The following is a 24,403-nucleotide window of genomic DNA, read 5'->3' as shown; positions in this document are numbered from 1 at the left end:
CGGGTGTCCTCGTGACGCATCCCACGCTCTTCTGCACATCTGCACTCTTTGCACTCGTGCAACACTTGCATCCATGCAGAACAGTGCTTCCGGTGAGCCCTCGGACACCTGCTGCGGCATCCCCTCGCTGCGCGAACGACGCCGCCAGCAGACCTGGGAGGCGCTGCACGACGCAGCGGCCGAGGCGGCCCTGGCGGGAGACGCCGAGCGCTCGTCGGTGGAGGCCATCGCCGCTGCCGCCGGGGTCTCCCCCCGCACCTTCTTCAACTACTTCGGCTCGAAGGACGAGGCGGTCTTCGGCTATCGACCACCGCACGTCCCCGAGAAGTCCCTGGCGTCGCTGGACCCGTCCGGGGAGCCGCTCGTCGAGGCCACCCGCCTGCTGCTCGCGACCATGCGGTCGGCGCACCCGGCCGGGACCCCCGCCCGCCGCCAGCAGCTGATCGAGCAGAACCCCGCCCTGGGCCGCTTCCGGGTGCTCGCCCTGGGCCGGGCCGAGGAGCTCGTCGTCTCGGCCCTCGAGGAGCACTTCTCCGACGACCCCCGCGTGGCCGGCGCCCCCGGCGGGCCGGCCGAGGCGCTGCGCATGCTCGCCGCCCTGGCCGGGGCGATCCTGCGTCACGCGACCACGCACCCGGAGCACACCCCCGGTGCACCCCTCACCGACGACACGCTGCAGCGCAGCATCGACATCTTCCACCACCTGCACAGGAGGCCCGAGTGACCGCGACCCGCATGACCGTGCCCTCCCGCACGACGGCGGACGACGATGGCCGCCACCTGGTGGCCATCTTCGTCGCCCTGGTGCTGGCGATGCTGCTGGCGGCCCTGAACCAGACCGTGCTGTCCACGGCGCTGCCGACCATCGTCGGCGAGCTGCACGGCGTCAACCAGATGCAGTGGGTCATCACCGCCTACATCCTGGCCAGCACGGTGATGATGCCGATCTACGGCAAGCTGGGCGACCTCATCGGCCGCAAGCCGCTCCTCGTCGCCGCGATCCTGGTCTTCGTCGTCGGCTCGGTCATCGGCGGCCTGGCGCAGAACATGACCTGGCTCATCGTCTCCCGCGTCGTGCAGGGCATCGGCGGTGGCGGGCTCATGATCCTCTCGCAGGCGATCATCGCCGACGTCGTCCCGGCCCGGCAGCGCGGCAAGTACATGGGTGTCATGGGCGGTGTCTTCGCCCTGGCGTCGGTCGCCGGACCGCTGCTGGGCGGCTGGTTCACCGAGGGCCCCGGCTGGCGCTGGGCCTTCTGGATGGGACTCCCGCTCGGCGCCGTCGCCCTGTTCGGCGCACTGCGCTTCCTGCACCTTCCCCACCAGCGCGGCCGCATCTCGGTCGACTGGGCCGGCATGGTCGTGGCGGCCCTGGCCACCACCGGCCTGGTCCTGGCGGTCACCTGGGGCGGGCACACCTACGCCTGGGGCTCCTGGCAGATCATCACGCTGCTGGCGGCCACCGTCGTGGCGTGGGCGGTCCTCGTGCTCGTCGAGGGGCGGGCCACCGAGCCGATCCTGCCGCTGCACCTCTTCCGGCAGCGCAACTTCGTCGTGGCCACCACGGCGGGGCTGTTCATCGGCATCGCGATGTTCGGCGCACTGGGCTACATGCCCACCTACCTGCAGATGGCCTACGGCAAGTCCGCGACGGTGGCCGGCCTGCTCATGATCCCGATGATGGCCTCGATGCTCGTCACCTCGGTGATCGCCGGCGCGCAGGTCACGAGGTCGGGCCGCTACAAGCGCCTGCCGATCGTCGGGTCGGCCATCATCGCCCTCGGACTGTTCCTGCTCTCCACCCTCTCCCCCGAGCACGCGCTGTGGCACGTGTGCGGTGCCCTTGCGGTGCTCGGCGTCGGGCTGGGCCTGTCGATGCAGATCCTCGTGCTGGTGGTGCAGAACGCCTTCCCGCTGCGCGAGGTGGGCACGGCGACGGCGGCCAACAACTTCTTCCGCCAGATCGGCGCGACCCTCGGCTCGGCCGTCGTGGGCTCGCTGTTCACCTCGCGCCTGCACGACCTGGTGGCCGAGCGCCTGCCGCAGCAGCCCGGCCAGGGTGCCCCCGGCAGCGGCGGTGCGGAGTCCTCCCTCACCCCGGAGGCGGTGACCGCCCTGCCCGAGCCGGCGCACGGAGTCATCGTCGGGGCCTACTCCGACGCCCTCACCCCGATCTACCTGTGGCTGGTGCCCTGCGGGCTCATCGCGACGCTGCTGCTGCTCCTGGTCCGGGAGGACGAGCTGCGCACGACGCTGGACTGAGCCCGGTGCCCCGGGGTCGAGCGACCCCGGGGCACCGCGTCACTCGTCCTCGCCGCCGGTGAGGGACTCCAGCAGGAAGTTCCGCAGGGTCTGGTGGAAGACCTCGGGCTGCTCGGAGTGCACCCAGTGCCCCGAGTCCTTCACGGTCACCAGTCGGGTGCGGGGGAAGAGCTCCTCCATGGCGGGGCGGTACTCCTCCTGCACGTAGTCGGAGTCGCCCCCGGCGATCCACAGCACCGGCCCGTCGAAGGAGTGCTTCCGCAGCTCCTCGGGGAAGCCCATCACCGCGCCGAGGTTCTCCAGCAGCATGTCCAGATTCGCCTTCCACCCCCAGCCGTCCTCGGTCTGCGTGAGGTTCTGCAGCAGGAAGGCGCGCGTGGTGAAGTTCGGGATTCTGGGCTCCAGCGCCTCGTCCACGTCCGACCGGCGCTCGACGGCGTCCAGGTCGAGCTCGGTCATGGAGCCGAGCAGGTGGGTGAACTCGCTGGAGTTCTCCGTGCTCACCGGGGAGATGTCCACCACCGCCAGGCGGTCCACCAGGTCCGGGTGCAGCAGCGCCACGGCCATGGCGACCTTCCCGCCCATCGAGTGGCCGACGACGTTGACCGTGCCCTCCGGCCAGGTCTCCCGGACCGACGCGGCCACGGCCTCGGCCATCTGCACGTAGTCGAACTCCTCGGTGTGCGGGGAGGAGCCGTGGTTCGGCAGGTCGACCAGCAGGCTCGTCGCGTAGTCCGCGAGGTCCTTGCTCACCGTGCGGAAGTTCCGCCCCTGCCCCATGAGGCCGTGGAGGAAGACGATCCGCTCGTCCCCTCCCTCGACGAGCTGGGTGTTCAGGGACAGGGTCATGGGCGACTCCTCGTGCGTCATCGGTCTGGGGGCGGGCGGCCGGGGCCGGGACGGACACGCGGTCCGCCCGGTGGTCGGAGCGGAGCCATTGTGCCGCAGACTGTGCGCATGCTCCCGTTCCTGCTGCTGTCCACCCGTGCGGACGACCGGCTGGCGGACGAGGAGCACCGGGCCGTCGCACGGCACATGGGGGTCCCCCTCGAGCGTGTCGTGCAGCACCGCCTGGAGGCCTTGCCGTTGCCGCCGGAGGCCCACGAGCTGGGGAGCTGGGCGGGCGTCGTCATCGGGGGCAGCCCGTTCACGGCCTCGGACGACCCGGCCGGCAAGAGCCAGGTCCAGCTCCGGGCCGAGGACGAGCTCACCGGGCTGACCGAGCTGCTGGTCCGCGAGGACTTCCCGACCCTGGGCCTCTGCTACGGCGTCGGCGTGCTGGGGCTGCAGCGCGGCGCCGTCGTGGACGGCACGCACGGCGAGCCGCTCGGTGCCCCGACCATCCGCCTGACCGATGCCGCGGCGCACGACGCGCTGCTGGCTGACCTGCCCTGGGAGTTCACCGCCTTCGTCGGCCACAAGGAGGCGATCACGCGGCCCTCGCCCGAGATGGTGGTGCTGGCGAGCTCGGCGGACTGCCCCGTGCAGATGTTCCGCATCGGCCGGCACGTGCGCGCCACCCAGTTCCACCCCGAGCTCGACGCCCGGGGACTGGCCACGCGGGTCGCCGCCTACGCGCACCTGGGCTACTTCGAGCCCTCGCAGTCGCAGGCGCTGGTGGAGATGGCCCGCACCACCGACGTGTCCACGGCCCACCGGGTGCTGAGCGCCTTCGCCCGGGTGTACGGGTGAGCCGATGACGCACCACCTGCCGCTCCTCGAGCCACCGGTCCGCTGCGGGTACCACGCCGCCGGCCGGTGCGCCTCGTGCACCCTCATGGGCACCCCCTACCCCGCCCAGCTGGCCGCGAAGGACCGCACGGTGCGGGAGCTGCTCGCCGAGGTCGTGCCGGGCGCCGCCTGGGAGGCCCCGGTCGCGAGCCCGCCGGAGGGCTTCCGCGCCCGGGCCAAGCTCGTTGTCGGCGGGACCGCCGGTGCGCCGACCCTCGGCATCCTCGACGCGGACGACCAGGGCGTGGACCTGCGCGGGTGCGGCCTGTACCCCGAGGACCTGCGCCCGGTGCTCGACCGGCTCGCGCGCTTCGTCACCCGGGCGGCGCTGCCGCCCTACCGGGTGGACCGCCGCCGGGGCGAGCTGAAGCACCTGGTCGTCACCCGCTCCCCCACCGGTGAGCTCATGCTGCGCATCGTGCTGCGCTCCGAGGGGCCACTGGGCCGCGTGCGCGAGCACCTGCCGGCGCTGCTGGACGACCTGCCGGCGCTGCAGGTGGTGAGCGTCAACCTCCACCCCACCCACGAGGCGACCCTCGCCGGGGACCGCGAGATCCCGCTCACCGAGCAGACCCGGCTGCCGATGCCGATGGGTCCGGTGACGCTGCTGCTGGGCCCGGACGCCTTCTTCCAGACGAACCCCGAGGTCGCCCGCCGGCTCTACGCCCGGGTCACCGAGCTGCTGGTGGCCGCCGGTGCGCGGTCGGTGGCCGACCTCTACTGCGGCGTCGGCGGGTTCGCCCTGCACGCCGCCCACGCGGGACTCGAGGCGGTGGGGGTCGAGATCTCGGCCGACGGCGTCGACTCGGCCTCCCGGGCCGCCCTGGACCAGGGGCTCCCGGCGTGCTTCGTCCGGGCCGACGCGGCCGACCCGGATGCCGTGGTCCGCGCCGCCGGCATCGGCACGCCGGACGGCCCCCGCACCGTGGTGGTCAACCCGCCCCGCCGCGGACTGGGCGACCGGCTGCCCGCCCTGCTCGACCGTGCCGGCGCCGAGGGCGGCCTGGACACCCTCGTCTACTCCTCGTGCAACCCGCGGACCCTCGCACGGGACCTCTTCGCCATGCCGCACTGGCGACCGGAGACCGCCGGGTTGTTCGACATGTTCCCCAACACCGAGCACGCCGAGGTCCTGGTCTCGCTGCGCCCGCACTAGAGTGCTCGCGAACCACGGGAGCCCTGAGGCCGGGCTGAGAGGGCGGAGCACCGCCGACCGTCGAACCTGATCCGGCTCGCACCGGCGGAGGGAGGTCCTGTGTCCGCAGAAGCCCCGGCACCCCGGGTGGAGCCCGACCGCGTCGTCGTCATCGGCGGCGGGCCGATCGGCGCCGCGACGGCCCGGAGGCTGGCCGACGGCACCCGGCAGGTGGTCCTCGTCGACGTGGGCCCCCGGGAGCGAGCCGGTCACCGCGCGGCAGGGATGCTGGCCCCCACCAGCGAGTTCCGCAGCACTGAGCCGGAGGTGCACACCGCCTGCGCCCGTGCCCTGCAGGCCTGGCCGCAGGAGGCCGCGGCGCTGGAGGCCGAGAGCGGCATCGACCTGGACCTGCGGACCGCCGGCACCCTCCACGTGGCCCTGGGCGCCGACGACCTGGCCCGCACCGAGCACCTCGCGCAGGCCGCCCGGCGGGCGGGGCTGGCACCCGAGCCGCTGGACCGTCGCGGGCTGCGCCGCCGGGAGCCGGGTCTGAGCCGCCGGGTGACCGGGGGCCTGGCCGTGCCGGACGACCGCCAGGTGGACCCCCGCCGTCTGGTGGCCGCGCTGCACGCCGCCTGCCGCCGCCGCGGCGTGGAGGTCCTCAGCGACCGTGCACGGGTGGCCCCGGACGGTGTGGTCGAGCTCGGCTCCGGTGAGCGGATCGCGGCCGGCACCGTGGTGGTGTGCGCCGGCGCCCGCACCGACGGGGTGCTCCCACCCACCGTCCCCACCACCGGGACGCGGCCGGTCGCCGGCACCGTGCTGCGCCTGTACGGCAGCGCGACGGCCCCCGTGCCACGACACGTGCTGCGGGGCCGGGTGCAGGACCGGGAGGTGTACCTCGTGCCCCGCACCGACGGCGAACTGGTCATCGGCGCCACCACGGTCGAGCGCGGCTTCGACGAGCGCGTCCCGGCCGGCGAGGTGCTCGACCTGCTCGCCGACGCCGCCGAGCTCTACCCCGCAGTCCGCGAGATGCACCTGGCGGAGTCGCTCGCCGGCTGGCGCCCCACCGGCCACCACGCCCTGCCCGCCGTGGCCGACCACCGCCTGGCCTCCGGCACCCGGCTGCTCCTCGTCACCGGCCACGGGCGCCACGGCATCGTCCTGTGCCACCAGGCCGCCGCCGACGTCGCCGAGCGGCTGCGACAGGAACCCACCCCCACGTCCACCGTCCCCGAGAACGACCAGGAGGCACCATGACCACCCACCAGGACCCGCCGACGGGCGACACCACCATCCGCTTCAACGGTGACGAGCGACACCTGGCACCGGGCACCACCCTCGAGCAGCTCGTCTCCGAGGCGGTCGGGCCGGGTCACGCCGGCGTCGCGGTGGCCGTGGACGAGGAGGTCGTCCCCGCCCCCCGCTGGGCCGGGCGCGTGCTGCAGCAGGGCGAGCGCGTGGAGCTGCTGACCCCGGTGGCCGGCGGATGAACGGGCCGCTCGAGGACCCCGGCTGGGAGGTCGCCGGGACGCGTCTCTCCTCGCGCCTGGTCGCCGGCACCGGCGGCGCGGCGAACCACGCCGTGCTCGCCGACGCGCTGCGGGCCAGCGGCACCGAGCTGACCACCGTCGCCCTGCGCCGGGCCGATCTCGCGGCCGGACCCTCGCTGCTGCAGGTGGTCCGCGACCTCGGACTGCGTGTGCTGCCCAACACCGCCGGCTGCCAGACGGCGCACGAGGCCGTCCTCACCGCCCGGCTGGGGCGTGAGGCGCTCGGCACCGACTGGGTGAAGCTCGAGGTGGTCACCGATCCCGAGACGCTGCTGCCCGACCCGCTGGAGCTCGCCGACGCCGCCGAGCAGCTGGTGGCCGACGGCTTCACCGTCTGGGCCTACACCTCGGACGACCCCGCGCTCGCCCGGCACCTGGAGGACCTCGGCTGCGCGGCGGTGATGCCCGGCGGCTCCCCCATCGGGTCGGGGCTCGGCGTGCTCAACCCGCACAACATCGCCCTCATCTGCTCGCGGGCGAAGGTGCCGGTCGTCCTGGACGCCGGCATCGGCACCGCGAGCGACGCGGCCCTGGCGATGGAGCTCGGTTGCGACGCCGTGCTGCTGGCCACCGCGGTGCACCGGGCCCACGACCCGGTCACCATGGCCGCGGCACTGCGCGAGGGCGTGCGGGCCGGCTGGTGGGCGCGCCGCGCCGGGCGCATCCCGCGCCGCGAGCGGGCCCTGGCCTCCAGCACCCCCGAGGGCCTGGCCGAGTTCGGGCAGGGCACATGAGCACCGTGCCCTCCCCCGGGCTCGACGCCGCGGCCAGCCGGCGCCACGTCCGCCAGCTGGCCCTGCCGGAGGTCGGCGCGAGCGGTCAGGCGCGCCTGGCCGCCGGCCGGGTGCTGGTCCTCGGCGCCGGCGGCCTGGGCTCGCCCGCCCTGCTCTACCTCGCGGCCGCCGGCGTGGGCCACCTGACCGTCGTGGACGACGACACCGTGGAGCTCTCCAACCTCCACCGGCAGGTGCTGCACGGACAGGGCGACGTCGGCCGGCCGAAGGTCGAAAGCGCCGCCGACGCCCTGGCGCGACTGGACCCCGGCGTCCGGGTGAGCACCGTCGCCGCCCGCCTGACCGAGCAGAACGGCCCGGACCTGGTGGCCGGGCACGACCTGGTGCTCGACGGCTCGGACTCCTTCGCCACGCGCGACGCCGTGGATGCCGCCTGCGCCCGGGTCGGCATCCCCCACGTGTGGGGTGCCGTCAGCGGGACCAGCGGCCAGGCGAGCACCTTCGACGCCCGGGCCGGCTGGCGCTACCGGGACCTCTACCCACCGGCGGACACCGTCCGCGGGGCACCGTCGTGCTCCCGGGGAGGCGTCCTCGGACCGGTCTGCGCGCTCACGGCCTCGGTGATGGCCACCGAGGCCGTCAAGCTGCTCGTGGGCGGCGGGGAGCCGCTGCTCGGCCGGCTGCTGGTGGTCGACGCCTGGAGCATGAGGTTCACCACCTACCGGCTCCCGCGGGAGGATCCACGCGAGCCGACCCCCGAGGCCGGTGGACCGACCGGGGCGCACGGGTCCACCGACGAGGACGAGCGGGCCGCCGCACCCGGACCGGCACGAGGCTGCTCCCCGGCGGCCCTGCAGGAGGCGCTGGCCGCCGGCACGGCACCGACCCTGGTGGACCTGCGCGAGCCGCAGGAGCGCACGACCGGCACCCTGCCGGGTGCCCTGTGCCTGCCCTGGGAGGAGGTGCTGCGCGGCGACCACGACGAGCTGGTCCAGGACGCGGTCCTCTACTGCGCCAGCGGTGCACGGTCCGGCCTGGCCCGTGACGCCGTGAGCACCCGTGGTGGCCGGGTCGACCACCTGGCCGGCGGCTGGCGGGCCTGGTCCGCGGAGGTGCCCGACGCCTCCGGCTGAGGCAGACTGGGCGCGCCCGTGCGACCGCAGAGCAGGAGAACCATGACCCGACTCCCTCCGCCCGATGCCCCCCACGTGCTCGCCGTCGTCCAGGCCGGCGGCCGCGGTTCCCGTATGGACGTGCTGACCCGCGAGCGGGCCAAGCCGGCCCTCCCCTACGCCGGCTCGCACCGACTGGTGGACCTCGCCATCTCACTGGCCGCGAGCGCCGGCATCTCCGACGTCTGGGTGACCGTGCAGTACATGGCCTCGACCCTCGACGACCACCTGCAGCACGGCCGCCCGTGGGACCTCGACCGGGTCCGCGGCGGATACCGCCGCATGGTGCCCGAGAGCGGCCGTGGTGACGTCCCCGCCTTCTCGGACTCCAACACTGAGGACCTGTTGGCCATCCGCGACTCCATCGAGGAGCTCTCCCCCGACGTGGTCGTGACGATGAGCGCCGACCAGGTGCTGGCCTGCGACCTTGCCGGCGCGGTCACCGAGCACGTCGCCTCCGGGGCCGAGTGCACCGTGCTCACGCTGCCCGCCTCGGCCGAGGTCGCCCGCACCAAGGCCGTGGTGACCGCGGAGGGCGACACGGTCGTGGGCATCGAGGAGAAGCCCGAGGAGCCCGACGAGGAGTCCCTGGTCTCGGCCGAGGTCATCATCCACTCCTGGCCCGCGCTGCGCGACGTGCTGGACGCCGCGCGGGCCGACCGTGCCTCCTCCCCGGGCGACGGCGCGACCGACGAGCCGCTCGGTGACCTGCCCGAGGAGCTGCTCCCCCGCCTCATCGACCGGGGACGCACCCGGCAGCGGCAGGTGGAGGGCTACTGGCGCGACATGGGACGCCCGTCGGCCTACCTGCAGGGGCACCGCGACCTCACCCGGCGCCCCGAGGTGGTGTTCGAGGCCGAGCACCTGGTCATCCGCAGCAGCCACCCGGACCTGCCCCCGGCGCTGGTGACCTCCACGGCCTCGGTGGCCGACTCACTGCTGACCGCGGGCTGCCGCGTCTCCGGCGACGTGCACGGCAGCGTGCTCGGGCCCGGCGTGGTCGTGGAGGAGGGCGCAGTGGTGCTGGACAGCGTGCTGTTCGAGGGCGTGCACGTGGCCGCCGGCGCGCGGGTCAGCTCCGCGGTGCTCGACGAGGACGTGCGGGTCGGGCCGGGCGCCACGGTCGGTGCCCCCGCCCCCTCGGACCTCACCGACGAGGACGTCGCCCCCGTCGGTCGGCACAGCGTCATCGGCGAGGGGGTCGGCCTCGACGCCGGCGCCCGGTTGGAGCCCGGCACGACCGTCTGACCGGTGCCGCTCCACCCGGCTCGCGACCCGCGGGCCGCGCGGAGCGGGGCGGCGTGCAGAATTCCCGCCATGGAGAGCGCGGGAGCACGCAGGGAACGGGACTGGGTCGTCGACGTGGTCCGACTGAGCGCCATGCTCGTCGTGGTGACCATGCACTGGTGCTACCTGCACCTCTGGATGGAGGACGGGCTGCAGCTGGAGCTCGCACTGTCCGGCCGCGTGGTCTGGGCCCTGACCTGGCTGCTGCAGGTGATGCCGGCCTTCTTCGTGGCCGGTGGGTTCACCAACACCCTGCTGGTCGACCGCTGGCGCGCCTCCGGGGACCCGCTCGGGGCGTACCTGGGGCTGCGCGCCCGGCGGCTGGCCTCCCCGGTGGTCCCGCTGCTGGTCGTCGCCCTGCTGGCGGTCCTGCTCGGCGGGGCCCTGGTCCCGGGCGTCACCGCGACGATCGGCGACCAGATCGCCAACCCGCTGTGGTTCCTGGCCGTCTACCTGGTGTGCACCGCCCTGGCGCCCCTGACGGTGCTGGCGTTCGACCGCCTCGGCTGGTGGTCGGCCGCGTTCTGGCTGGCCGGTGCGCTGGTGGTGGACGTGCTGCGCTTCTGGGGTGACACGGACCTGACCCGGTGGAACCTGCTGTTCGTGTGGGCCTTCTGCCACCAGCTCGGCATCGCCTACGCCCGCCGTCGGGGCTGGGGAGCCCCCACCTGGCAGCTGGTCGCCGTGGTGCTGGTCTGCGCGGCGCTGCTCGTGGCCATGGTGGTCCCCGGGCCGTGGTTCCCCACCAACCTCGGCGTCCGGGACGCCCCGGTGTCCAACCTGGCGCCGGCGACGGCCGCGCTTGCGGTGCTCGGTGTCGCGCAGTGGGCAGTGCTCACCGCCGTCGGGCGCCGCCTGCTCGGCCACGCCCCGAGCCCGGCCTGGCAGCGTCGCATCAGCACCGGCAACGCGCTGGCCATGCTCATCTACCTGTGGCACGTCCCGGCCATGACCCTGATGATCGGCATCGGCATGCTGGCCCCGGACCTGCTCCTGCCCCGCAGCATGGAGGGCTGGTGGATGGTTCGCCCGGTCTGGTTCGTGCTCTCCGGGGCCATGCTGGCGGTCCTGGTGCTCGGCGCGATGCGCTGGGAGGTCTGGTTCAGCCGCTTCGAGCCCACTCGCACCACCTGGCGCGGGGTCCTCGGGGCGGCCCTCGCGGCGGTGGCCGTCCACCAGCTCTGGGCGTCCGGCTTCGGCCTGGCCCCGCTCCAGCTGCTCTGGGCGGCGGCGCTGCTGGTGGCCGTCGGGCTACTGACCGCGCGCGCTCGAGTGGAGGCCTGAGACCCCGTCGACCACCTCGGCGTGGGAGGAGGCGAGGTCCACCTCGGTGTCCAGCGGGCAGCGCAGCTCGTCACCGCGCAGGTCGGCCAGCAGGTAGCAGAGCAGCCCGACCAGGGGGATGCCGACCGACGGCAGCATGAAGATCACCCAGGTGGGCAGCACCTGCGCCACCGGGCCGGCCAGGGCCATGGAGACCGGCATCATCGCCAGCGAGACGAAGAAGTCCAGCGAGCTCACGCGCCCCAGCAGGGAGCGCGGCACGCGACGCTGCAGCAGCGTGCCCCAGATGACCATCGAGATGCCGTCACCGATGCCGAAGAGGAACAGGACCACGCCCATCAGCCAGAAATGGTCGGTGAGGGACAGCAGGACGAAGGGCACGGCCGGGACGGACCAGGCCACGAGCATCACCGTGAGGTAGCGCCGTGGCAGCGGCCGGGAGCTCACCGCGATGGCCCCCAGGGCCGCGCCGGCCCCCAGGCAGGCCAGTAGCAGGCCGAAGGTGTCGGGTCCCCCACCCCGCTCGGTGACGATGAAGGGCAGCAGCACCTCCATCGGGCCGACGAACAGGAAGACCGCCACGGTCGACCAGACGAGGGTGGCGGCCAGCCACGGCGTCCGCCAGGTGTAACCGGCGCCCTCGACGAAGTCCCGCCAGACCGACTGCGGCTCCCGCGCGTCCTCCACGGGCAGGGCACGGCGGGTCAGGCCGCCGGTGCGCATGGCCAGCACGCACGCCAGGGCAACCAGCTGGGAGACGGTCACCACCGCGATCGCCACGTGGGGTGCGGCCGCGCCGACCACGAAGCCGGCGGCCGCCGGCCCCACCGCCTGCTGCAGCACGGGACGGCTCGCGGCCTCAAGGCCGTTGGCCGCCAGCAGCTGGTCGTCGTGGAGCACCCGCGGCAGCAGCGCGGAGTAGGCGGGGTTGAAGATGCCGGCGGCGGACATCGCCACGAACGCGGCCACCATGAGGTGCCACATCTCCAGCATGCCCGCCCGACCGAGCAGGCTGACCGCGAGCGCGGCAGCGGCCAGGACGCCCGAGCAGGCCGCCAGCAGGCCCCGCAGCGGCAGTCGGTCGGCCGCCACTCCCCCGGCCAGGGCGCAGAGGATCAGCCCGATGGCGCCGACCGCGGTGACCGTGGAGAGGTCGAGCTCGGTACCGCCCTCCCCCTTCACCGCGTAGACCAGCGCCACCGTCCAGACGCCGGCGGAGAAGGACATGGCCAGCAGGGCACCGGCCAGCAGGCGGTAGTCACGGATGGCGAAGGGCGCCAGGAAACGGGGCAGGTCGGGTGCCTGCTCCGTGCGGTCCGACGTCATGGCGCTCCTCAGGTCACGTGGGCGGTGGGACGGGCAGCACGTTCCCACACGGAGGACGCGCCGGAGGCACCCGCGGGTGCGGGTGCCTCCGGCGCGTCGTGGGAGCGGGTGGTCAGTAGGCGCTCGCCGAGGAGGGCAGGGAGCCGGAGCCCCCCGCGCCGGCGGCGCCACCGTCCAGGAGCTCCTGCGGCACCTCGGTGAACTGGTCCGGCTTGGCCGGGGCCTCACCGTCGGTGTAGTCGACCGTCAGGGAGAGCGGGCCGTCGCTGACCTGCTCCTTGAAGTCCTCGAACTCCTGCTTCTTCGAGGCGTCCATCTCCTCGACGTCGACCCAGTCGGTGACCTGGGTGAAGTCCAGGTTCATGCCCTTGAGCTCCTCGCCGTCGACCTCGAGGTCGATGTAGCCCTTGGCGTCGTCCTTGATCGCCTTCTTGGCGTCCGCGTCCAGCTTCGGCATCTCCTCGGAGCCGTCGGCCTGGTACTTGTTCACGATCGTCGCGAAGTCGTCCCAGCTCTCCTCGATGGGCAGCGCGACCCGAACGTGGTCGCCCGCCTCGGTGAACTCGCCGTGCTCGTCCATGAACCCCTTGAGGTCCTTCTGCAGCTCGGCCTGCTTCTCGGCGGAGAGGTCGGTGCCGGTGGACTGCGTCATGAGGGAGTCGAGGTCGACGCCCTGCTCCTTGGCGAACTCCTCCATCTTCTCGGGGGAGACACCCACCCACTCACCCTCGAGGGCCTTCTCCAGGAACTCCATGGACGGGTCGTCGGAGGAAGCACCGGAGCCGCTCAGGCCCGAACGGAGCTGGTCGGCAGTGAACAGGCCGGTCTCCTGACCGATCTTGTCGACGTCGGCACGGAAGTAGAGGCCGCCCTCAACCTGGCGGACCTCGACCGTGCCCTCACCGATCTGGAAGCTCACCGTGGAGTCGAGGTCCTTGGCGTCCTTCTCCTCACCCAGCGCCTTGTCGCGGGAGTGCTGCGTGACGGTGACCTTCGACTTCGGCAGCAGCTCGACGGCCTTCTCCTGCGACTGCGTGTCCTGGGCGGCGCCGGAACCGCTCGAGGAGTCCGAGGCCTCCATGAGGCCGTTCAGCGTCTCGGCGTCGGTGTCCAGCGACATCGTCGTGGTCATGTCCTTGGCCTCGGCGGACGCGTCGAGGGCCTGCATGACGGAGGCCTTCGGGTCCGACGCACCCTGCTCCTCGCCACCGCCGCTCTTCTCGTCGTCACCGCACCCGGCGAGCACCGCCGTGGTGCCCATCGCCGCGATCAGCATCATGGACGTGCGCTTCATCGTGCCCCCTTGGGTCAGCGGTACCGCCTGTCGGCACCTGGCGGCCATTCTCTCCCACCACCGGAAGCCTCCCGCACAGGGCCACGGCATGAGATCTCCCCCGCCCGCCTCATACCTGACGGGGAGTGCGGCCTAGGATCCTCGGACGGGGGCTCGATGTGGTGGAAGGGCCAGCTCCACCGGACGTCGGGCTATGTGGCACGAAGGAGTGCAGCATGACGGAGAACTCGGACGACCAGACCGTGCAGGGCGGGACGCGCGCCGTGGGCGTCGCGGTGATCGGCTACGGCACCGTGGGCCAGGGCGTGGTCGAGCTGCTGGGCCGGCACCGGGAGCGGTGGCTGTCCCAGCTGGGCGTGGACGTGACCGTGCGCCACGTCGTGGTCCGCGACACGCACCGCCACCGCGACGTCCCCCCGCCGGAGGGGACCCTGACGACCGACGCCCACGGGGCCGTGACCGACCCGGCGGTGGACCTTGTGATCGAGGTCGCCGGCCCGGTCGAGGAGGGCCTGGAACTCGTCTCCGAGGCCCTGCGGGGCGGCAAGCACGTGGTGACCGCGAACAAGGCCCTGCTCAGCGCCCACGGCGAGGAGCTGACCGCCCTGGCGGAGCAGCACGGGGTGAACCTGCTCTTCGAGGCCGCCGTGGCCGGGGGCGTCCCCTGCGTGCGGGCGCTGCGCGACCTCATCCGCGTCGACCGGGTGCGGGCGGTGAGCGGCATCCTCAACGGCTCCTGCAACTACATCCTGACGGCGATGGACACCGGCAAGGACTACGCCGTGGTGACCGCGGAGGCCCAGGCGCTCGGCTACCTGGAGGCCGACCCGACGGCGGACGTCAGTGGCGCGGACTCGCTGCGCAAGCTGCGGCTGCTCGCCTCGATGGCCTTCGGCGGACCCGTCACCGAGCCGCACATCCTGTGCGCCGGCATCGACCGCGTGACCGCCGCCGACCTGCAGACCGTGCGGCTGGCGCCGGGTGGTCCGCGGACGGTGCGCCTCATCGGGCGGGCGCGGTCGGTGGACGGCCCGCAGGGCCCCGAGGTGACCGCCGTCGTCGAGCCGGTGGCCGTCGCCCCGGACCACTGGGCCGCCGGCATCCTGGGCTCCACCAACGCCGTGACCTTCGAGGCCGACCACGTCGGCGCGCTGACCTTCGCCGGCCCCGGTGCAGGCCGCTACGAGACCGCCTCGGCGGTGCTCACCGACGTGGTGGACGTCCTCATGGGCGCGGTGCCGACGGCCAGCCCGCTGTCCGACCGGCCGCTGCAGGACGCGAACGCGACGGTGACCGGCCGCTGGTACCTGCGCAGCAGCACCGGCCTAGCCGACCGCGCCGAGGAGCTGCTGCAGGACCGACTGGGCACCGAGCCCCTGGCGGGCATCACCGGCCCGCTGCGCCGCTCGGTGCTGACGCCCTGGCTGGAGGACCCGGGCAGCTGCGTCATCCGCTGGGAGGGCTCGGAGCAGGAGGGCACGGCATGAGGTTCACCAGCACCCGCGGGGGCGTCGAGCCCACCGCGGCGGCCCGTGCCCTGCTGACCGGCCTGGCGCCCGACGGGGGGCTCTACGTGCCCGAGCGGATCGTGCCGATCTACGTGGAGTCCCTGCTGGACGCGCCGTGGGCCGAGGTGGCCACGTCCGTCATCGGCCCGTACCTCACCGGCGAGGGCGGCCTGGACGAGGCCGACCTGCGGCAGGCCGTCGAGACCGCCGCCGCCCGCTTCGAGGGCGACGACGTGGTGCCGGTGCGGCTGCTCGGGGAGGGCTCCGACACCACCGGCCTGCTGGAGCTCTTCCACGGTCCGACGCACGCGTTCAAGGACGTCGCCCTGACCCTGCTGCCCCACCTGGTGACCCTCGCCCGGGAGGCCCGGGGTGCCACCGACGACGCCGGCACCATGCTGATCCTGACCGCGACCAGCGGCGACACCGGCAAGGCGGCCCTCGAGGGCTTCAAGGACGTGCCCGGCACCGAGGTGGTCGTCCTCTACCCCACCGAGGGCGTCAGCTACATGCAGAAGCAGCAGATGCGGACGCAGGCCGGCGACAACGTCCACGTGCTCGGCATCCACGGGGACTTCGACGACGCCCAGCGCGCGGTGAAGGCCCTCTTCGCCGACGCCGGGGCGCGCGAGCGCCTGCAGGAGCGCGGCTACTCGATCAGCTCGGCGAACTCCATCAACCTGGGACGCCTGCTGCCGCAGATGGTCTACTACGTCACCGGCTACGCGGCCCTGCGCCGGGCCGGCGTCGTGCAGGCCGGCGAGCCGGTGGACGTGGTGGTGCCGACGGGCAACTTCGGCAACCTGCTGGCCGCCACGTGGGCCCGAGCCGCCGGTGTGCCGCTGGGCGCGACGCTGTGCGCCACGAACGACAACAAGGTGCTGGCCGACTTCTTCGCCACCGGCACATACGACGCGCGGCGCGAGCTCGTCCGCACCGACTCCCCCTCCATGGACATCCTCGTCTCCAGCAACCTGGAGCGGTACCTGCACGACCTCAGCGGCCGGGACACCGAGCGCGTGCGCACGGCCATGGAGGCGCTCGCGCAGGACCGGCACTTCGACTGGGGCGAGCTGCCCACCGCCGGTGACGCCCCGGTGGTGGCGGGCACCGCGACGACCGAGCGGGCCGCGACGACCCTGCGCGAGGTGCACTCCGCCCACGGCGCCCTGGTGGACCCCCACACCGCGGTGGCACTGTCGGTGCTGCAGCAGTACCGGGACGGGGAGCTGACCGGGGGCGACCGGCCCGAGCGGCGCCCGGCGCTCGTGGCCGCCACGGCCAGCCCCTACAAGTTCGCCCCGGCGGTGCTCGCGGCGCTCGGGCACGAGGCGGACCCGGACGAGTTCGAGAGCCTGGTGCACCTGGCTGCCCGGGCCGCCGACGAGCGCGGCGCACCGGCCGGGCTGGCCGGGCTCCGTGACGCCTCGGTGCTGCACGAGCGCGTCGTCGAGGTGCCCGACGTCCCCGCCGTCATCGAGGAGGTCCTGCACCGATGACCGGAGCGCGCGGGTCCGTCACGGTCAGCGTGCCGGCGACCTCGGCCAACCTGGGCACCGGGTTCGACGCCCTGGGCGTGGCGCTGGAGCTCCGCAACCGGGTGAAGCTGACCGTGGTGGACGAGGACGCCCCGGAGCGCTCCCGGGCGGAGGACCACCTCGTCGCGGCCGCCTACGAGCGGGCCTGCGCCGAGCACGGCATCACGCCGCTGTCGGTGGCCTGCACCGTCGAGGGCGAGGTGCCCGAGTCGCGCGGGCTCGGCTCGTCGGCCACCTGCATCGTGGGGGCCGTGGTGGCCGCCGGGGTGCTGCACGACCGGGACTGGGACGCCACCGAGCACGTGCGGCTGGCCACCCTGGTGGAGGGCCACCCGGACAACGTGGCCCCCGCGGTGCTCGGCGGCGTCGTCGTCTCGGCGATGACCGGGCGTGGCGTCGACAGCCTGCCGGTGCCCGTGCCCGAGGGCTCGATGCCGGACCTGCTCCTGCTGGTGCCCGACCACCCGGTCTCGACGGCCGCGGCCCGCGGGGCTCTGCCCGACCGGGTCCCCCACGGCGACGCGGTGCACAACGCCGCCCGCAGCGCCCTGCTGGTGGCGGCCCTGGCCACGGGGCGGGTGGAACTGCTCGGTGAGGCGATGGACGACCGGCTGCACCAGCCCTACCGGGAGGCCCTCGTCCCCGGGGTGGCCGACATCCACCGGGTCGCTCGCGAGAGCGGCGCCGCGGCCAGCTGCGTGAGCGGCGCCGGGCCGACCCTGCTGGTCGTCGCCCCCGCGGCCGGCACCGCCGTGGCCCTGCAGGCGCACCTCACCGACCATCCTTGGGGCTGGGAGCTGCACGCCCTCCCCGTGGACCGCGTGGGGGCCCGGGTGCTCGTGTCGTCCGCCGGCTGACGCCGCCTAGGCTGGGGGTATGACGACGCCCGACGAGAACCCCCCGCAGCAGTCGGCCCGTGACGCCCACCGGCTGGCCCGGGAGACCTGGCAGACCGGCCGACTGCGCGAGCTGGACGCCCGCCGCGAGCAGCTGCAGGCCCTGCGCCGGCTGGTGCAGGAGGGCGAGCCCGAGCTCCTCGCGGCGCTGCAGGCCGACCTCGGCAAGTCCGCGGTGGAGGCCCGCACCACCGAGCTCTCGGTGGTGGTCGCCGAGATCGACCACGTGCTCGACCGCCTGGAGCGCTGGCTGGCGCCCCGTCGGGCCAGCGTGCCGCTGGCCTTCCGCCCCGCCCGCGCACGGGTGCGCCGGGAGCCGCTGGGGACGGTGCTGGTCATCGGGCCGTGGAACTACCCGGTCAACCTCGTGCTCATGCCGCTGGTCGGGGCGCTCGCCGGTGGCAACACGGTGGTGCTCAAGCCGAGCGAGCTGGCCCCGGCGACGGCCGAGGCGCTGGTCCGGCTGGTGCCGCGCTACCTGGACCCGGAGGTGGTGCAGGTGGTGACCGGCGGCGTGCCGGAGACCACCGCCCTGCTGGAGCAGCCGTGGGACCACGTCTTCTACACCGGCGGCGAGCGGGTCGGCCGCATCGTGATGCGCGCGGCGGCCGAGCACCTCACCCCGGTGACCCTGGAGCTCGGCGGCAAGTCCCCCACCTGGGTGGGTGAGGACACCGACCTGCGTGCCGCGGCCCGCCGCATCGTGTGGGGCAAGTTCACGAACGCCGGCCAGACCTGCGTGGCCCCTGACCACGTCCTGTGCACGCCCGAGGTGCAGGCGGCGCTGGTGCCCGAGCTGCAGCGGGCGATCACCGAGATGTTCGGAGCCGACCCTCGCACCAGCGGCGACTACGGCCGCATCGTCAACGACGACCACGCGCGACGGCTGGCCCCGATGGTGGAGGGTGCCGCCGTCGGTGGCGAGGTGGACCTCGCCGAGCGCTATCTCTCCCCCACCGTGCTCACCGACGTGGCCCCGGACCACCCGGCCATGGCCGAGGAGATCTTCGGCCCCGTGCTGCCGATCGTCCCGGTGACCGACGTGCACGCCGCCATCGAGCTGGTGAACGCCGGCCCGTCACCGCTGGCGCTGTACCTGTTCACCGACGACCGGACCGAGCAGGACCTCTGGCTGGCCAGCACCCGCTCCGGCGGCGTCGGCATCAACCTGCCGGTGGCCCACGTGGCCGTGCCGGACCTCCCCTTCGGCGGGGTCGGCGCCAGCGGCATGGGCAACTACCACGGCGAGGCGTCCATCCGGACCTTCACCCACGAGCGGTCGGTGCTGGACAAGCCGCTGGCACCGGACACGATGCGGGTGGCCTACCCGCCCCACGGCCGGCTGAAGGAGCGCCTGCTGCGCGTCATCCAGTGACGGGGCCCAGCACGCGGTCGGTGTACTCGTTGGCGAACAGGCCGTCCGGGTCGAGCTCGCGGCGCAGCGTGCGGAAGTCCTCCATCCGCGGGTAGAGGCCGGCCAGCTCGGCGGCCTCGAGGCGGTGCATCTTCCCCCAGTGCGGGCGCCCGCCGGCGGCCACCAGGATGCGCTCGAGCTCGGCGAACCAGGCCCGCGCCCGGCCGTCGGCGTGCACCGTGTGGACCGCGACGTACGCGCGCGGGCCGCCGTGGCAGGTGGACAGCCACAGGTCGTCCCCGGCGCTGGAGCGGATCTCCAGCGGGAAGCCGACCGGCCAGCGACGGCGCCGGACCACGGCCTCGACCTCGGCCATGACGGCGGGCAGGTCGGCCAGCGGCACGGCGTACTCCATCTCGCGGAAGCGTACCGTCCGGCTGCTCACGAAGACCCGGTGGGACGGCCCGCAGACGCGGTAGGGGCTGAGCCCCCCGAAGGTGCGGTTGAGGCGACGGGCGGCGTTCGGGAAGAGGTCGGTCGCGCGGGCGAGGGCGGCCAGGCCGACGTTCGACACGACCCGGTCGACGACCTTCTCGCCCCACCACCCGCGGTCGACCGTCTCGGTGTCGGCGGGACGGCGTGCGGTCGCCTTGGTGATCGCGCGCGGGTGGTGCGGGAACCAGAAGGCCTCGAAGTGGTCGTGCGCCGCGGAGTGCTCACCCCACCGACCGAAGACGTCGTCGATCGGCTGGCGGTCGACCTGCAGGTCGAGGCAGTAGGCGGGCACCAGCTGCAGGGTCAGGTCGACCACCACGCCGAGGGCACCCAGACCGACGACCGCCCCGGCCAGGCGCGGGTCGTCCTCCTCCAGGCGGTGCAGCTCACCACGACCGTCGACGAGGGTCAGGCCGCGCACCTGCGTGGCCAGACCGCCGAACGCCAGCCCCGTGCCGTGCGTGCCGGTGGAGACGGCACCGGCCAGGGTCTGCCGGTCGATGTCCCCCATGTTCTCCAGGGCGAGGCCGTAGGGCGCCAGGACCCCCGGCAGGGCGTGCAGGGGGGTGCCAGCGGCCAGGGTGAGCAGTCCCTCGTCGGCGCGGGAGTCGTCGACGACCCCCTGCAGGCCGGTCAGGGCCAGCGTGCGGCCGGCCGGGGCGGTGCCACCGCGTCGCGGTGCCGCGACGCCGGTGAACGAGTGACCGCTGCCGGCCGGATGGATGGGACGGCCCTCGCGCACGGAAGAGCGGACGGACTCGACGACCTCCTCCACCCCGTCGGCAGTGGCACGGGGTGCTTCGGGCACCTCCACGCTGCCGGACCAGGTGCGGAAGCCGGTGGGCTGGGTCGTCGTCACAGGAAGGCCTTTCCCTCGCCACGGTAGGTGGGCACGGTCTCGGTGGTGCCGTCGTCCTGCACCAGCACGTACTCGTCCAGTCGCTCGGCGGGCTCGCCCGACTTCGCGTGGCGCATCCACACGCGGTCGCCGACGGCCAGCGGGTGCCCGGCCGCCCGCGCGGCCCGGGCCCCGGTGAGCGGGGTCTGCACCTCGCCGGCGGCCTCGGTGGCGGTGAGCGCCAGGCCGGGCGGGTGCACCGGGAGCGGCAGCCGGTCGGGGCGCTGCTCCCCCGTGGCCACCCAGCCGCTGCCCAGGACGGTCACGACGTCGGGACCGGGGGTGCGGACGAGGTCCAGCCCGATGCCGAGGGCCGGTTCGAGATCGATCGACCGGTAGCGGTCGAAGAGGTGGCCCACCAGGATGCCGGAGCCGACCGTGACCTCGGTGAGCACGGGATCCGTGGCCGACCAGCCCACCGAGCCGGTCCCCCCGCCGTTGACCAGCTCCGGGGCGTGGCCGAGCACGTCGGCGAGCGCCTCGACGACGTGGCGACGCTGCCCGGGTAGCCGGCGCCGGGCGACCTGCTGCATGCGCGTGACCACCCACCGGTAGGCCGCGTCGCCGCGGTCGCCCGGGATGGGCAGGTCCTGCACGCCGGCGACGTGGCCCTCGTAGGTCAGCAGCCCGACCAGCTCGACACCGGGCTCGGCCACCACCTGCTCGGCGGCGCGACGGATCGCCTCCGGCCCGTGGAGCGGGGAGCGCTGCGGGCCGATGGAGACCGGTCCACCGCGCAGGGACACGTCGGCCTCGAGCACGACCCGGACCGTGGCCGTGCCCCCGGTGCGGGCCCGGGCCGCGGCGATGACGGCCAGGTGCGCCGGGGCGTCGACGGTGAGGGTGATGGCGCGGGCGAGCTCCTCGTCGCAGACCAGGGCGTCGAGTCCGGCCACGTCGGCCGTGGGGTAGGCGACGAGCAGGTCGTCGCTGGTGCCGGTGCGGGCGAGCCAGATCGCCTCGGGCAGCGTGAAGGCCATGACGCCCCGCACACCGGGGTGGCGCAGGGCGTGCTCCAGGACGGCACGGCAGCGGATGCTCTTGCTGGCCACGCGCACCGGCAACCCGTCGGCGGCCTCGACCAAGCGGGTCAGGTTGCGCTCCACCGCGGACCAGCGGACCGCCCCCACCGGTGCGGGGAGGCCCTGCGTCGCGGCGTCAAGTAGCTGCCAGGTGGGGCTGGCGTCCGTGGCGTGGCTCATGGGGCAAACCTAGTGTGCCCGTGCGGGGCGGTGCTGGCAGGGCACACCGACCCGGTCAGCGGGCAAGGACCGGCCCGGCGCCGGCGGCGAGGGTCGGCCCGCCGGCACCGGCGGCGTCTAGGGTCAGGGCATGGAGAACCTGAGCGCCCACGCCACGCACACGCTCGAGGACGGCACCCGGCTGCCGCTCGTCGGGCTCGGCACCTACCAGCTCACCGGTGAGGAGGGTGTCTCGGCCGTGCGCCACGCCCTCGACGCCGGGTACCGGCTGCTCGACACAGCAGTGAGCTACGGCAACGAGGAGGAGGTCGGGCGCGCGGTGACCGGTTCCGGCATCGACCGCGACGAGATCCGGTTGGTCACCAAGGTTCCCGGCCGGGACCACCGCCGCGCGGCGCAGAGCCTCGAGGAGTCCCTGCGCCGACTGGGCACCGACCACGTCGACCTGGTTCTCATCCACTGGCCGAACCCGTCGCAGGGCGAGTTCGAGTACGCGTGGGAGGGGCTGGTGACGGCCCGCGAGCGCGGCCTGACCCGCAGCGTCGGCGTCTCCAACTTCCACGCCCACCACCTGGACCGGATCATCCGGTCGGTCGGGGTCACCCCGGCGGTCAACCAGATCGAGCTGCACCCCTCCTTCCCGCAGGAGGAGATGCTCGCCGCGAACGCCGAGCGCGGCATCCTCACCGAGGCCTGGAGCCCGCTGGGCAAGCGCCGCGCCCGCTACGACGCACCCGAGGTGGCCGGCCCGGCCGAGCGGTACGGGGTCACGCCGGCCCAGGTGATCCTGCGCTGGCACCTGCAGCGGGGTGTGCTGCCGATCCCGAAGTCGGCGACCCCGGAGCGTCAGCGGTCGAACCTGGACCTGTTCGGCTTCGCCCTGACCGAGGACGAGGTGCGGGCGATCACCGCGCTCGCCCGACCGGACGGTCGGCTGTTCGACGGGGATCCGGACCACCACGAGGAGGCCTGACCCGGGAGGAGCCCGCGGCCGGGGCGCTGCGCACGGCACCACCCGCGGAGCCGCCCCGGCGCGGGACGTCGCGCCGGACGAACCACAGGACCAGGCCGACCGCGACGAGCACCAGTCCACCGATGATGCTGGCGGTCGGGAGGCTGAACACCAGGGCGAGGCAGCCGACCAGCCCGACGACCGGGACGACCCAGCCCGCGGACCACTCGCGGCGCAGCGTGAAGGCCGAGGCGTTGGCGACGGCGTAGTAGAGCAGCACCCCGAAGCTGGAGAACCCGATGGCGCCGCGCAGGTCCGTCACGAGCACCAGCAGCACGACGGCCGCGGCCACCACGAGCTCGGCGACGCGGGGCACCTTCTCACCGGTGGCGGCGGTGGCGGTCACCCCGAGGGCGGCGGGCAGGTCGCGCTCCTCCCCCATCGCCATGAGGGTGCGCCCCACGCCGAGCAGCAGCGCCCACAGCGAGCCGACCGCGGCGAGCCCGGCCAGCACGCCGATCACCACGGCCCACCAGGTCGAGACGCCGCCGGCGAGGTCGCGCAGCGGGGCCTCGCTGGCGACCGTGCCGGCGGTGCCCAGACGGCCCAGCAGGGTCACCGCCACCAGCGTGTAGAGCACCAGCGTGATAGTCAGCCCCCAGCTGATGGCGCGCGGGATGGTGCGGCGGGGGTCGACGACGGAGTCCCCGAGCGTCGCGATGCGCGCGTAGCCGGCGAAGGCGAAGAAGATGAGCCCGGCCGCCTGCAGGACGCCCCCGACCGTCGGGCTCCCCGGGGGCTCGGGCACGTCCACCCCGGCCGTCCACAGCGTGGGGTCGGGCGTGAACACCCAGGAGAGCGCGAGCGTCACGAGGATGCCGACGACCACCAGGGCGACCACGACCCGGGCCACCAGGGCGGACTTCACAACGCCGCCGAAGGTGACCGCGGTGAGCGCCAGGACGACCAGCACCCCCACCAGTCGCTCGTGGCCGGGCCAGAGGTGGGCACCGGCCACCATCGCCATGGCGGCGCAGGAGGCCGTCTTGCCGATGCTGAAGCACCAGCCGGCGAGGTAGCCCCAGAAGGGCCCCAGCCGCTCACGGCCGTAGAGGTAGGTGCCGCCGGCGCCGGGGTACCGGGCCGCCAGCTGGGCGCTGGAGCTCGCGTTGCACCAGGCCACGACGGCGGCCACCACCAGCGCGGCGAGCAGCCAGGGGCCGGCGGCGCGGGCTGCGGGTCCCCACACCCCGAACACCCCGGCGCCCACCATGGCCGCCAGGCCGATGGTGAGCGCGTCGGCGAGACGGAGCCGGCGACTCACTCCACCGCCCGCCCGTCGGTGAGCGTGAACTCCACCGGGGTGGGCAGCGCGACCGTGCGGCTGACGGTGCAGAGCCGGTCGCGGGAGGTCGCCACGGCGTGGGCCAGCACCTCGTCCGCCCGCCGGCCGTCGTCGTCCTGCGGGAAGGCGACGTCGAAGTCGGCGGACACGTCGGTCAGGTGGTTGCCGTGCTCGTCGCGCACCTTGGTGCCGCGCGCCTCCACCGCGAAGTGCTCCGGCTCCGAGCGCTTGGCGGTGATGAAGTCGACGTCGATCGCCGAGCACCCGGCGACGGCGGCGAGCAGCAGCTCGACCGGCGTGAAGTCCGCGTCGCGCCCGTCCCCGATGGTGATCGAGGCACCGCGCTCGTTGGTCACGGTGAAGGTGGCGAAGTCGGTGCGCTCGAGGCGCACCGACCGGGGACTGGCCTGACCGGAGGACTGCGTGCTCAT

22 protein-coding genes and 1 riboswitch are annotated in these 24,403 nt (G+C 74.2%); of the genes, 15 read left to right on the top strand and 7 right to left on the bottom strand.

The features are described from left to right. Nucleotides 1-73 precede the first annotated feature (73 nt). Both ACY8FT_RS03225 and ACY8FT_RS03220 read left to right on the top strand, forming a co-directional pair. Entirely contained in the window at nucleotides 74-724 is a 651-nt protein-coding gene (locus tag ACY8FT_RS03225) for a TetR family transcriptional regulator (protein ID WP_462417501.1), read from the top strand. Beyond that, nucleotides 721-2,262 (top strand): MDR family MFS transporter, encoded by a 1,542-nt coding sequence (locus ACY8FT_RS03220; RefSeq protein WP_462417500.1) that lies wholly within the window; start codon nucleotides 721-723, stop codon nucleotides 2,260-2,262. The genes ACY8FT_RS03225 and ACY8FT_RS03220 overlap by 4 nt, the downstream gene beginning before the upstream one ends. Before the next feature lie 39 nt (nucleotides 2,263-2,301). Here the strand turns inward: ACY8FT_RS03220 and ACY8FT_RS03215 are convergent, their stop codons facing one another. Then, the gene (locus ACY8FT_RS03215; RefSeq protein WP_462417499.1) at nucleotides 2,302-3,111 is read right to left on the bottom strand and encodes an alpha/beta fold hydrolase; all 810 of its coding nucleotides are present in this window, start codon (nucleotides 3,109-3,111) and stop codon (nucleotides 2,302-2,304) included. 108 nt (nucleotides 3,112-3,219) lie between these two features. Here ACY8FT_RS03215 and ACY8FT_RS03210 point away from each other — a divergent pair, with 108 nt between their 5' ends. The 8 genes from ACY8FT_RS03210 to ACY8FT_RS03175 all read left to right on the top strand — a co-directional run bounded on the left by ACY8FT_RS03210 (nucleotide 3,220) and on the right by ACY8FT_RS03175 (nucleotide 11,164). Beyond that, nucleotides 3,220-3,954, top strand: a complete 735-nt coding sequence (locus tag ACY8FT_RS03210; RefSeq protein ID WP_462417498.1) for a glutamine amidotransferase — start codon at nucleotides 3,220-3,222, stop codon at nucleotides 3,952-3,954. A gap of 4 nt (nucleotides 3,955-3,958) precedes the next feature. Further along, nucleotides 3,959-5,149 (top strand): methyltransferase domain-containing protein, encoded by a 1,191-nt coding sequence (locus ACY8FT_RS03205; protein WP_462417497.1) that lies wholly within the window; start codon nucleotides 3,959-3,961, stop codon nucleotides 5,147-5,149. A 4-nt stretch (nucleotides 5,150-5,153) separates the two neighbouring features. After that, nucleotides 5,154-5,259, top strand: a riboswitch (TPP riboswitch). Continuing rightward, nucleotides 5,249-6,394, top strand: a complete 1,146-nt coding sequence (gene thiO, locus ACY8FT_RS03200; RefSeq protein ID WP_462417496.1) for a glycine oxidase ThiO — start codon at nucleotides 5,249-5,251, stop codon at nucleotides 6,392-6,394. Its footprint overlaps the riboswitch before it by 11 nt. Continuing rightward, nucleotides 6,391-6,627 (top strand): sulfur carrier protein ThiS, encoded by a 237-nt coding sequence (gene thiS / locus ACY8FT_RS03195; protein ID WP_462417495.1) that lies wholly within the window; start codon nucleotides 6,391-6,393, stop codon nucleotides 6,625-6,627. The genes thiO and thiS overlap by 4 nt, the downstream gene beginning before the upstream one ends. Further along, complete coding sequence (locus ACY8FT_RS03190; protein ID WP_462417494.1) at nucleotides 6,624-7,421, top strand: thiazole synthase; 798 nt, start codon at nucleotides 6,624-6,626, stop codon at nucleotides 7,419-7,421. The genes thiS and ACY8FT_RS03190 overlap by 4 nt, the downstream gene beginning before the upstream one ends. Continuing rightward, on the top strand, nucleotides 7,418-8,554 hold the full coding sequence (locus ACY8FT_RS03185) for a ThiF family adenylyltransferase (RefSeq protein ID WP_462417493.1): 1,137 nt from the start codon (nucleotides 7,418-7,420) through the stop codon (nucleotides 8,552-8,554). Before ACY8FT_RS03190 ends, ACY8FT_RS03185 begins: the two co-directional genes overlap by 4 nt. A gap of 42 nt (nucleotides 8,555-8,596) precedes the next feature. Next, nucleotides 8,597-9,841: a sugar phosphate nucleotidyltransferase gene (locus ACY8FT_RS03180; protein WP_462417492.1), complete on the top strand. Its 1,245-nt coding sequence runs from the start codon at nucleotides 8,597-8,599 to the stop codon at nucleotides 9,839-9,841. 69 nt (nucleotides 9,842-9,910) lie between these two features. Continuing rightward, nucleotides 9,911-11,164, top strand: a complete 1,254-nt coding sequence (locus ACY8FT_RS03175) for an acyltransferase family protein (RefSeq protein ID WP_462417491.1) — start codon at nucleotides 9,911-9,913, stop codon at nucleotides 11,162-11,164. On the opposite strand, the gene ACY8FT_RS03170 is transcribed toward ACY8FT_RS03175, so the two are convergent. Both ACY8FT_RS03170 and ACY8FT_RS03165 read right to left on the bottom strand, forming a co-directional pair. Then, nucleotides 11,132-12,490: an MFS transporter gene (locus ACY8FT_RS03170; RefSeq protein WP_462417490.1), complete on the bottom strand. Its 1,359-nt coding sequence runs from the start codon at nucleotides 12,488-12,490 to the stop codon at nucleotides 11,132-11,134. The two genes, ACY8FT_RS03175 and ACY8FT_RS03170, sit on opposite strands and share 33 nt — an antisense overlap. A 112-nt stretch (nucleotides 12,491-12,602) precedes the next feature. Continuing rightward, nucleotides 12,603-13,784, bottom strand: a complete 1,182-nt coding sequence (locus ACY8FT_RS03165; protein ID WP_462417489.1) for a hypothetical protein — start codon at nucleotides 13,782-13,784, stop codon at nucleotides 12,603-12,605. Nucleotides 13,785-13,999: 215 nt separating this feature from the next. On the opposite strand from ACY8FT_RS03165, the gene ACY8FT_RS03160 reads away from it, so the two are divergent. The 4 genes from ACY8FT_RS03160 to ACY8FT_RS03145 are packed head-to-tail and all read left to right on the top strand — an operon-like array spanning nucleotide 14,000 to nucleotide 19,101. Continuing rightward, a complete protein-coding gene (locus ACY8FT_RS03160) occupies nucleotides 14,000-15,271 on the top strand; it encodes a homoserine dehydrogenase (RefSeq protein WP_462417488.1) in 1,272 nt (423 codons plus the stop codon). Continuing rightward, nucleotides 15,268-16,791 (top strand): threonine synthase, encoded by a 1,524-nt coding sequence (gene thrC, locus ACY8FT_RS03155; protein WP_462417487.1) that lies wholly within the window; start codon nucleotides 15,268-15,270, stop codon nucleotides 16,789-16,791. Before ACY8FT_RS03160 ends, thrC begins: the two co-directional genes overlap by 4 nt. Then, complete coding sequence (gene thrB / locus ACY8FT_RS03150) at nucleotides 16,788-17,687, top strand: homoserine kinase (RefSeq protein ID WP_462417486.1); 900 nt, start codon at nucleotides 16,788-16,790, stop codon at nucleotides 17,685-17,687. The genes thrC and thrB overlap by 4 nt, the downstream gene beginning before the upstream one ends. A 19-nt stretch (nucleotides 17,688-17,706) precedes the next feature. Continuing rightward, entirely contained in the window at nucleotides 17,707-19,101 is a 1,395-nt protein-coding gene (locus tag ACY8FT_RS03145) for an aldehyde dehydrogenase family protein (RefSeq protein ID WP_462417485.1), read from the top strand. Here the strand turns inward: ACY8FT_RS03145 and ACY8FT_RS03140 are convergent. Both ACY8FT_RS03140 and ACY8FT_RS03135 read right to left on the bottom strand, forming a co-directional pair. Continuing rightward, the gene (locus ACY8FT_RS03140; RefSeq protein WP_462417484.1) at nucleotides 19,091-20,434 is read right to left on the bottom strand and encodes a D-arabinono-1,4-lactone oxidase; all 1,344 of its coding nucleotides are present in this window, start codon (nucleotides 20,432-20,434) and stop codon (nucleotides 19,091-19,093) included. The two genes, ACY8FT_RS03145 and ACY8FT_RS03140, sit on opposite strands and share 11 nt — an antisense overlap. Then, nucleotides 20,431-21,675: an alanine racemase gene (locus tag ACY8FT_RS03135; RefSeq protein ID WP_462417483.1), complete on the bottom strand. Its 1,245-nt coding sequence runs from the start codon at nucleotides 21,673-21,675 to the stop codon at nucleotides 20,431-20,433. The genes ACY8FT_RS03140 and ACY8FT_RS03135 overlap by 4 nt, the downstream gene beginning before the upstream one ends. A gap of 130 nt (nucleotides 21,676-21,805) precedes the next feature. Here ACY8FT_RS03135 and ACY8FT_RS03130 point away from each other — a divergent pair, with 130 nt between their 5' ends. Then, a complete protein-coding gene (locus tag ACY8FT_RS03130) occupies nucleotides 21,806-22,648 on the top strand; it encodes an aldo/keto reductase (RefSeq protein WP_462417482.1) in 843 nt (280 codons plus the stop codon). Here the strand turns inward: ACY8FT_RS03130 and ACY8FT_RS03125 are convergent. Both ACY8FT_RS03125 and ACY8FT_RS03120 read right to left on the bottom strand, forming a co-directional pair. Further along, entirely contained in the window at nucleotides 22,581-23,951 is a 1,371-nt protein-coding gene (locus ACY8FT_RS03125) for an APC family permease (protein WP_462417481.1), read from the bottom strand. The two genes, ACY8FT_RS03130 and ACY8FT_RS03125, sit on opposite strands and share 68 nt — an antisense overlap. After that, the gene (locus ACY8FT_RS03120) at nucleotides 23,948-24,403 is read right to left on the bottom strand and encodes an OsmC family protein (RefSeq protein WP_462417480.1); all 456 of its coding nucleotides are present in this window, start codon (nucleotides 24,401-24,403) and stop codon (nucleotides 23,948-23,950) included. The genes ACY8FT_RS03125 and ACY8FT_RS03120 overlap by 4 nt, the downstream gene beginning before the upstream one ends.

Source organism: Kytococcus sp. Marseille-QA3725 (genome assembly GCF_054950055.1).
This window is presented reverse-complemented; position numbering and strand designations above follow the sequence as displayed.

What these genes read in the sequence shown, in the direction of transcription:
- ACY8FT_RS03225 (WP_462417501.1), top strand. Translation starts at nt 74, where the DNA reads ATGCAGAACAGTGCTTCCGGTGAGCCCTCGGACACCTGCTGCGGCATC.
- ACY8FT_RS03215 (WP_462417499.1), bottom strand. Translation starts at nt 3,111, where the DNA reads ATGACCCTGTCCCTGAACACCCAGCTCGTCGAGGGAGGGGACGAGCGG.
- ACY8FT_RS03210 (WP_462417498.1), top strand. Translation starts at nt 3,220, where the DNA reads ATGCTCCCGTTCCTGCTGCTGTCCACCCGTGCGGACGACCGGCTGGCG.
- ACY8FT_RS03205 (WP_462417497.1), top strand. Translation starts at nt 3,959, where the DNA reads ATGACGCACCACCTGCCGCTCCTCGAGCCACCGGTCCGCTGCGGGTAC.
- thiS (WP_462417495.1), top strand. Translation starts at nt 6,391, where the DNA reads ATGACCACCCACCAGGACCCGCCGACGGGCGACACCACCATCCGCTTC.
- ACY8FT_RS03190 (WP_462417494.1), top strand. Translation starts at nt 6,624, where the DNA reads ATGAACGGGCCGCTCGAGGACCCCGGCTGGGAGGTCGCCGGGACGCGT.
- ACY8FT_RS03185 (WP_462417493.1), top strand. Translation starts at nt 7,418, where the DNA reads ATGAGCACCGTGCCCTCCCCCGGGCTCGACGCCGCGGCCAGCCGGCGC.
- ACY8FT_RS03180 (WP_462417492.1), top strand. Translation starts at nt 8,597, where the DNA reads ATGACCCGACTCCCTCCGCCCGATGCCCCCCACGTGCTCGCCGTCGTC.
- ACY8FT_RS03175 (WP_462417491.1), top strand. Translation starts at nt 9,911, where the DNA reads ATGGAGAGCGCGGGAGCACGCAGGGAACGGGACTGGGTCGTCGACGTG.
- ACY8FT_RS03170 (WP_462417490.1), bottom strand. Translation starts at nt 12,490, where the DNA reads ATGACGTCGGACCGCACGGAGCAGGCACCCGACCTGCCCCGTTTCCTG.
- ACY8FT_RS03165 (WP_462417489.1), bottom strand. Translation starts at nt 13,784, where the DNA reads ATGAAGCGCACGTCCATGATGCTGATCGCGGCGATGGGCACCACGGCG.
- ACY8FT_RS03160 (WP_462417488.1), top strand. Translation starts at nt 14,000, where the DNA reads ATGACGGAGAACTCGGACGACCAGACCGTGCAGGGCGGGACGCGCGCC.
- thrC (WP_462417487.1), top strand. Translation starts at nt 15,268, where the DNA reads ATGAGGTTCACCAGCACCCGCGGGGGCGTCGAGCCCACCGCGGCGGCC.
- thrB (WP_462417486.1), top strand. Translation starts at nt 16,788, where the DNA reads ATGACCGGAGCGCGCGGGTCCGTCACGGTCAGCGTGCCGGCGACCTCG.
- ACY8FT_RS03145 (WP_462417485.1), top strand. Translation starts at nt 17,707, where the DNA reads ATGACGACGCCCGACGAGAACCCCCCGCAGCAGTCGGCCCGTGACGCC.
- ACY8FT_RS03135 (WP_462417483.1), bottom strand. Translation starts at nt 21,675, where the DNA reads ATGAGCCACGCCACGGACGCCAGCCCCACCTGGCAGCTACTTGACGCC.
- ACY8FT_RS03130 (WP_462417482.1), top strand. Translation starts at nt 21,806, where the DNA reads ATGGAGAACCTGAGCGCCCACGCCACGCACACGCTCGAGGACGGCACC.
- ACY8FT_RS03120 (WP_462417480.1), bottom strand. Translation starts at nt 24,403, where the DNA reads ATGAGCACGCAGTCCTCCGGTCAGGCCAGTCCCCGGTCGGTGCGCCTC.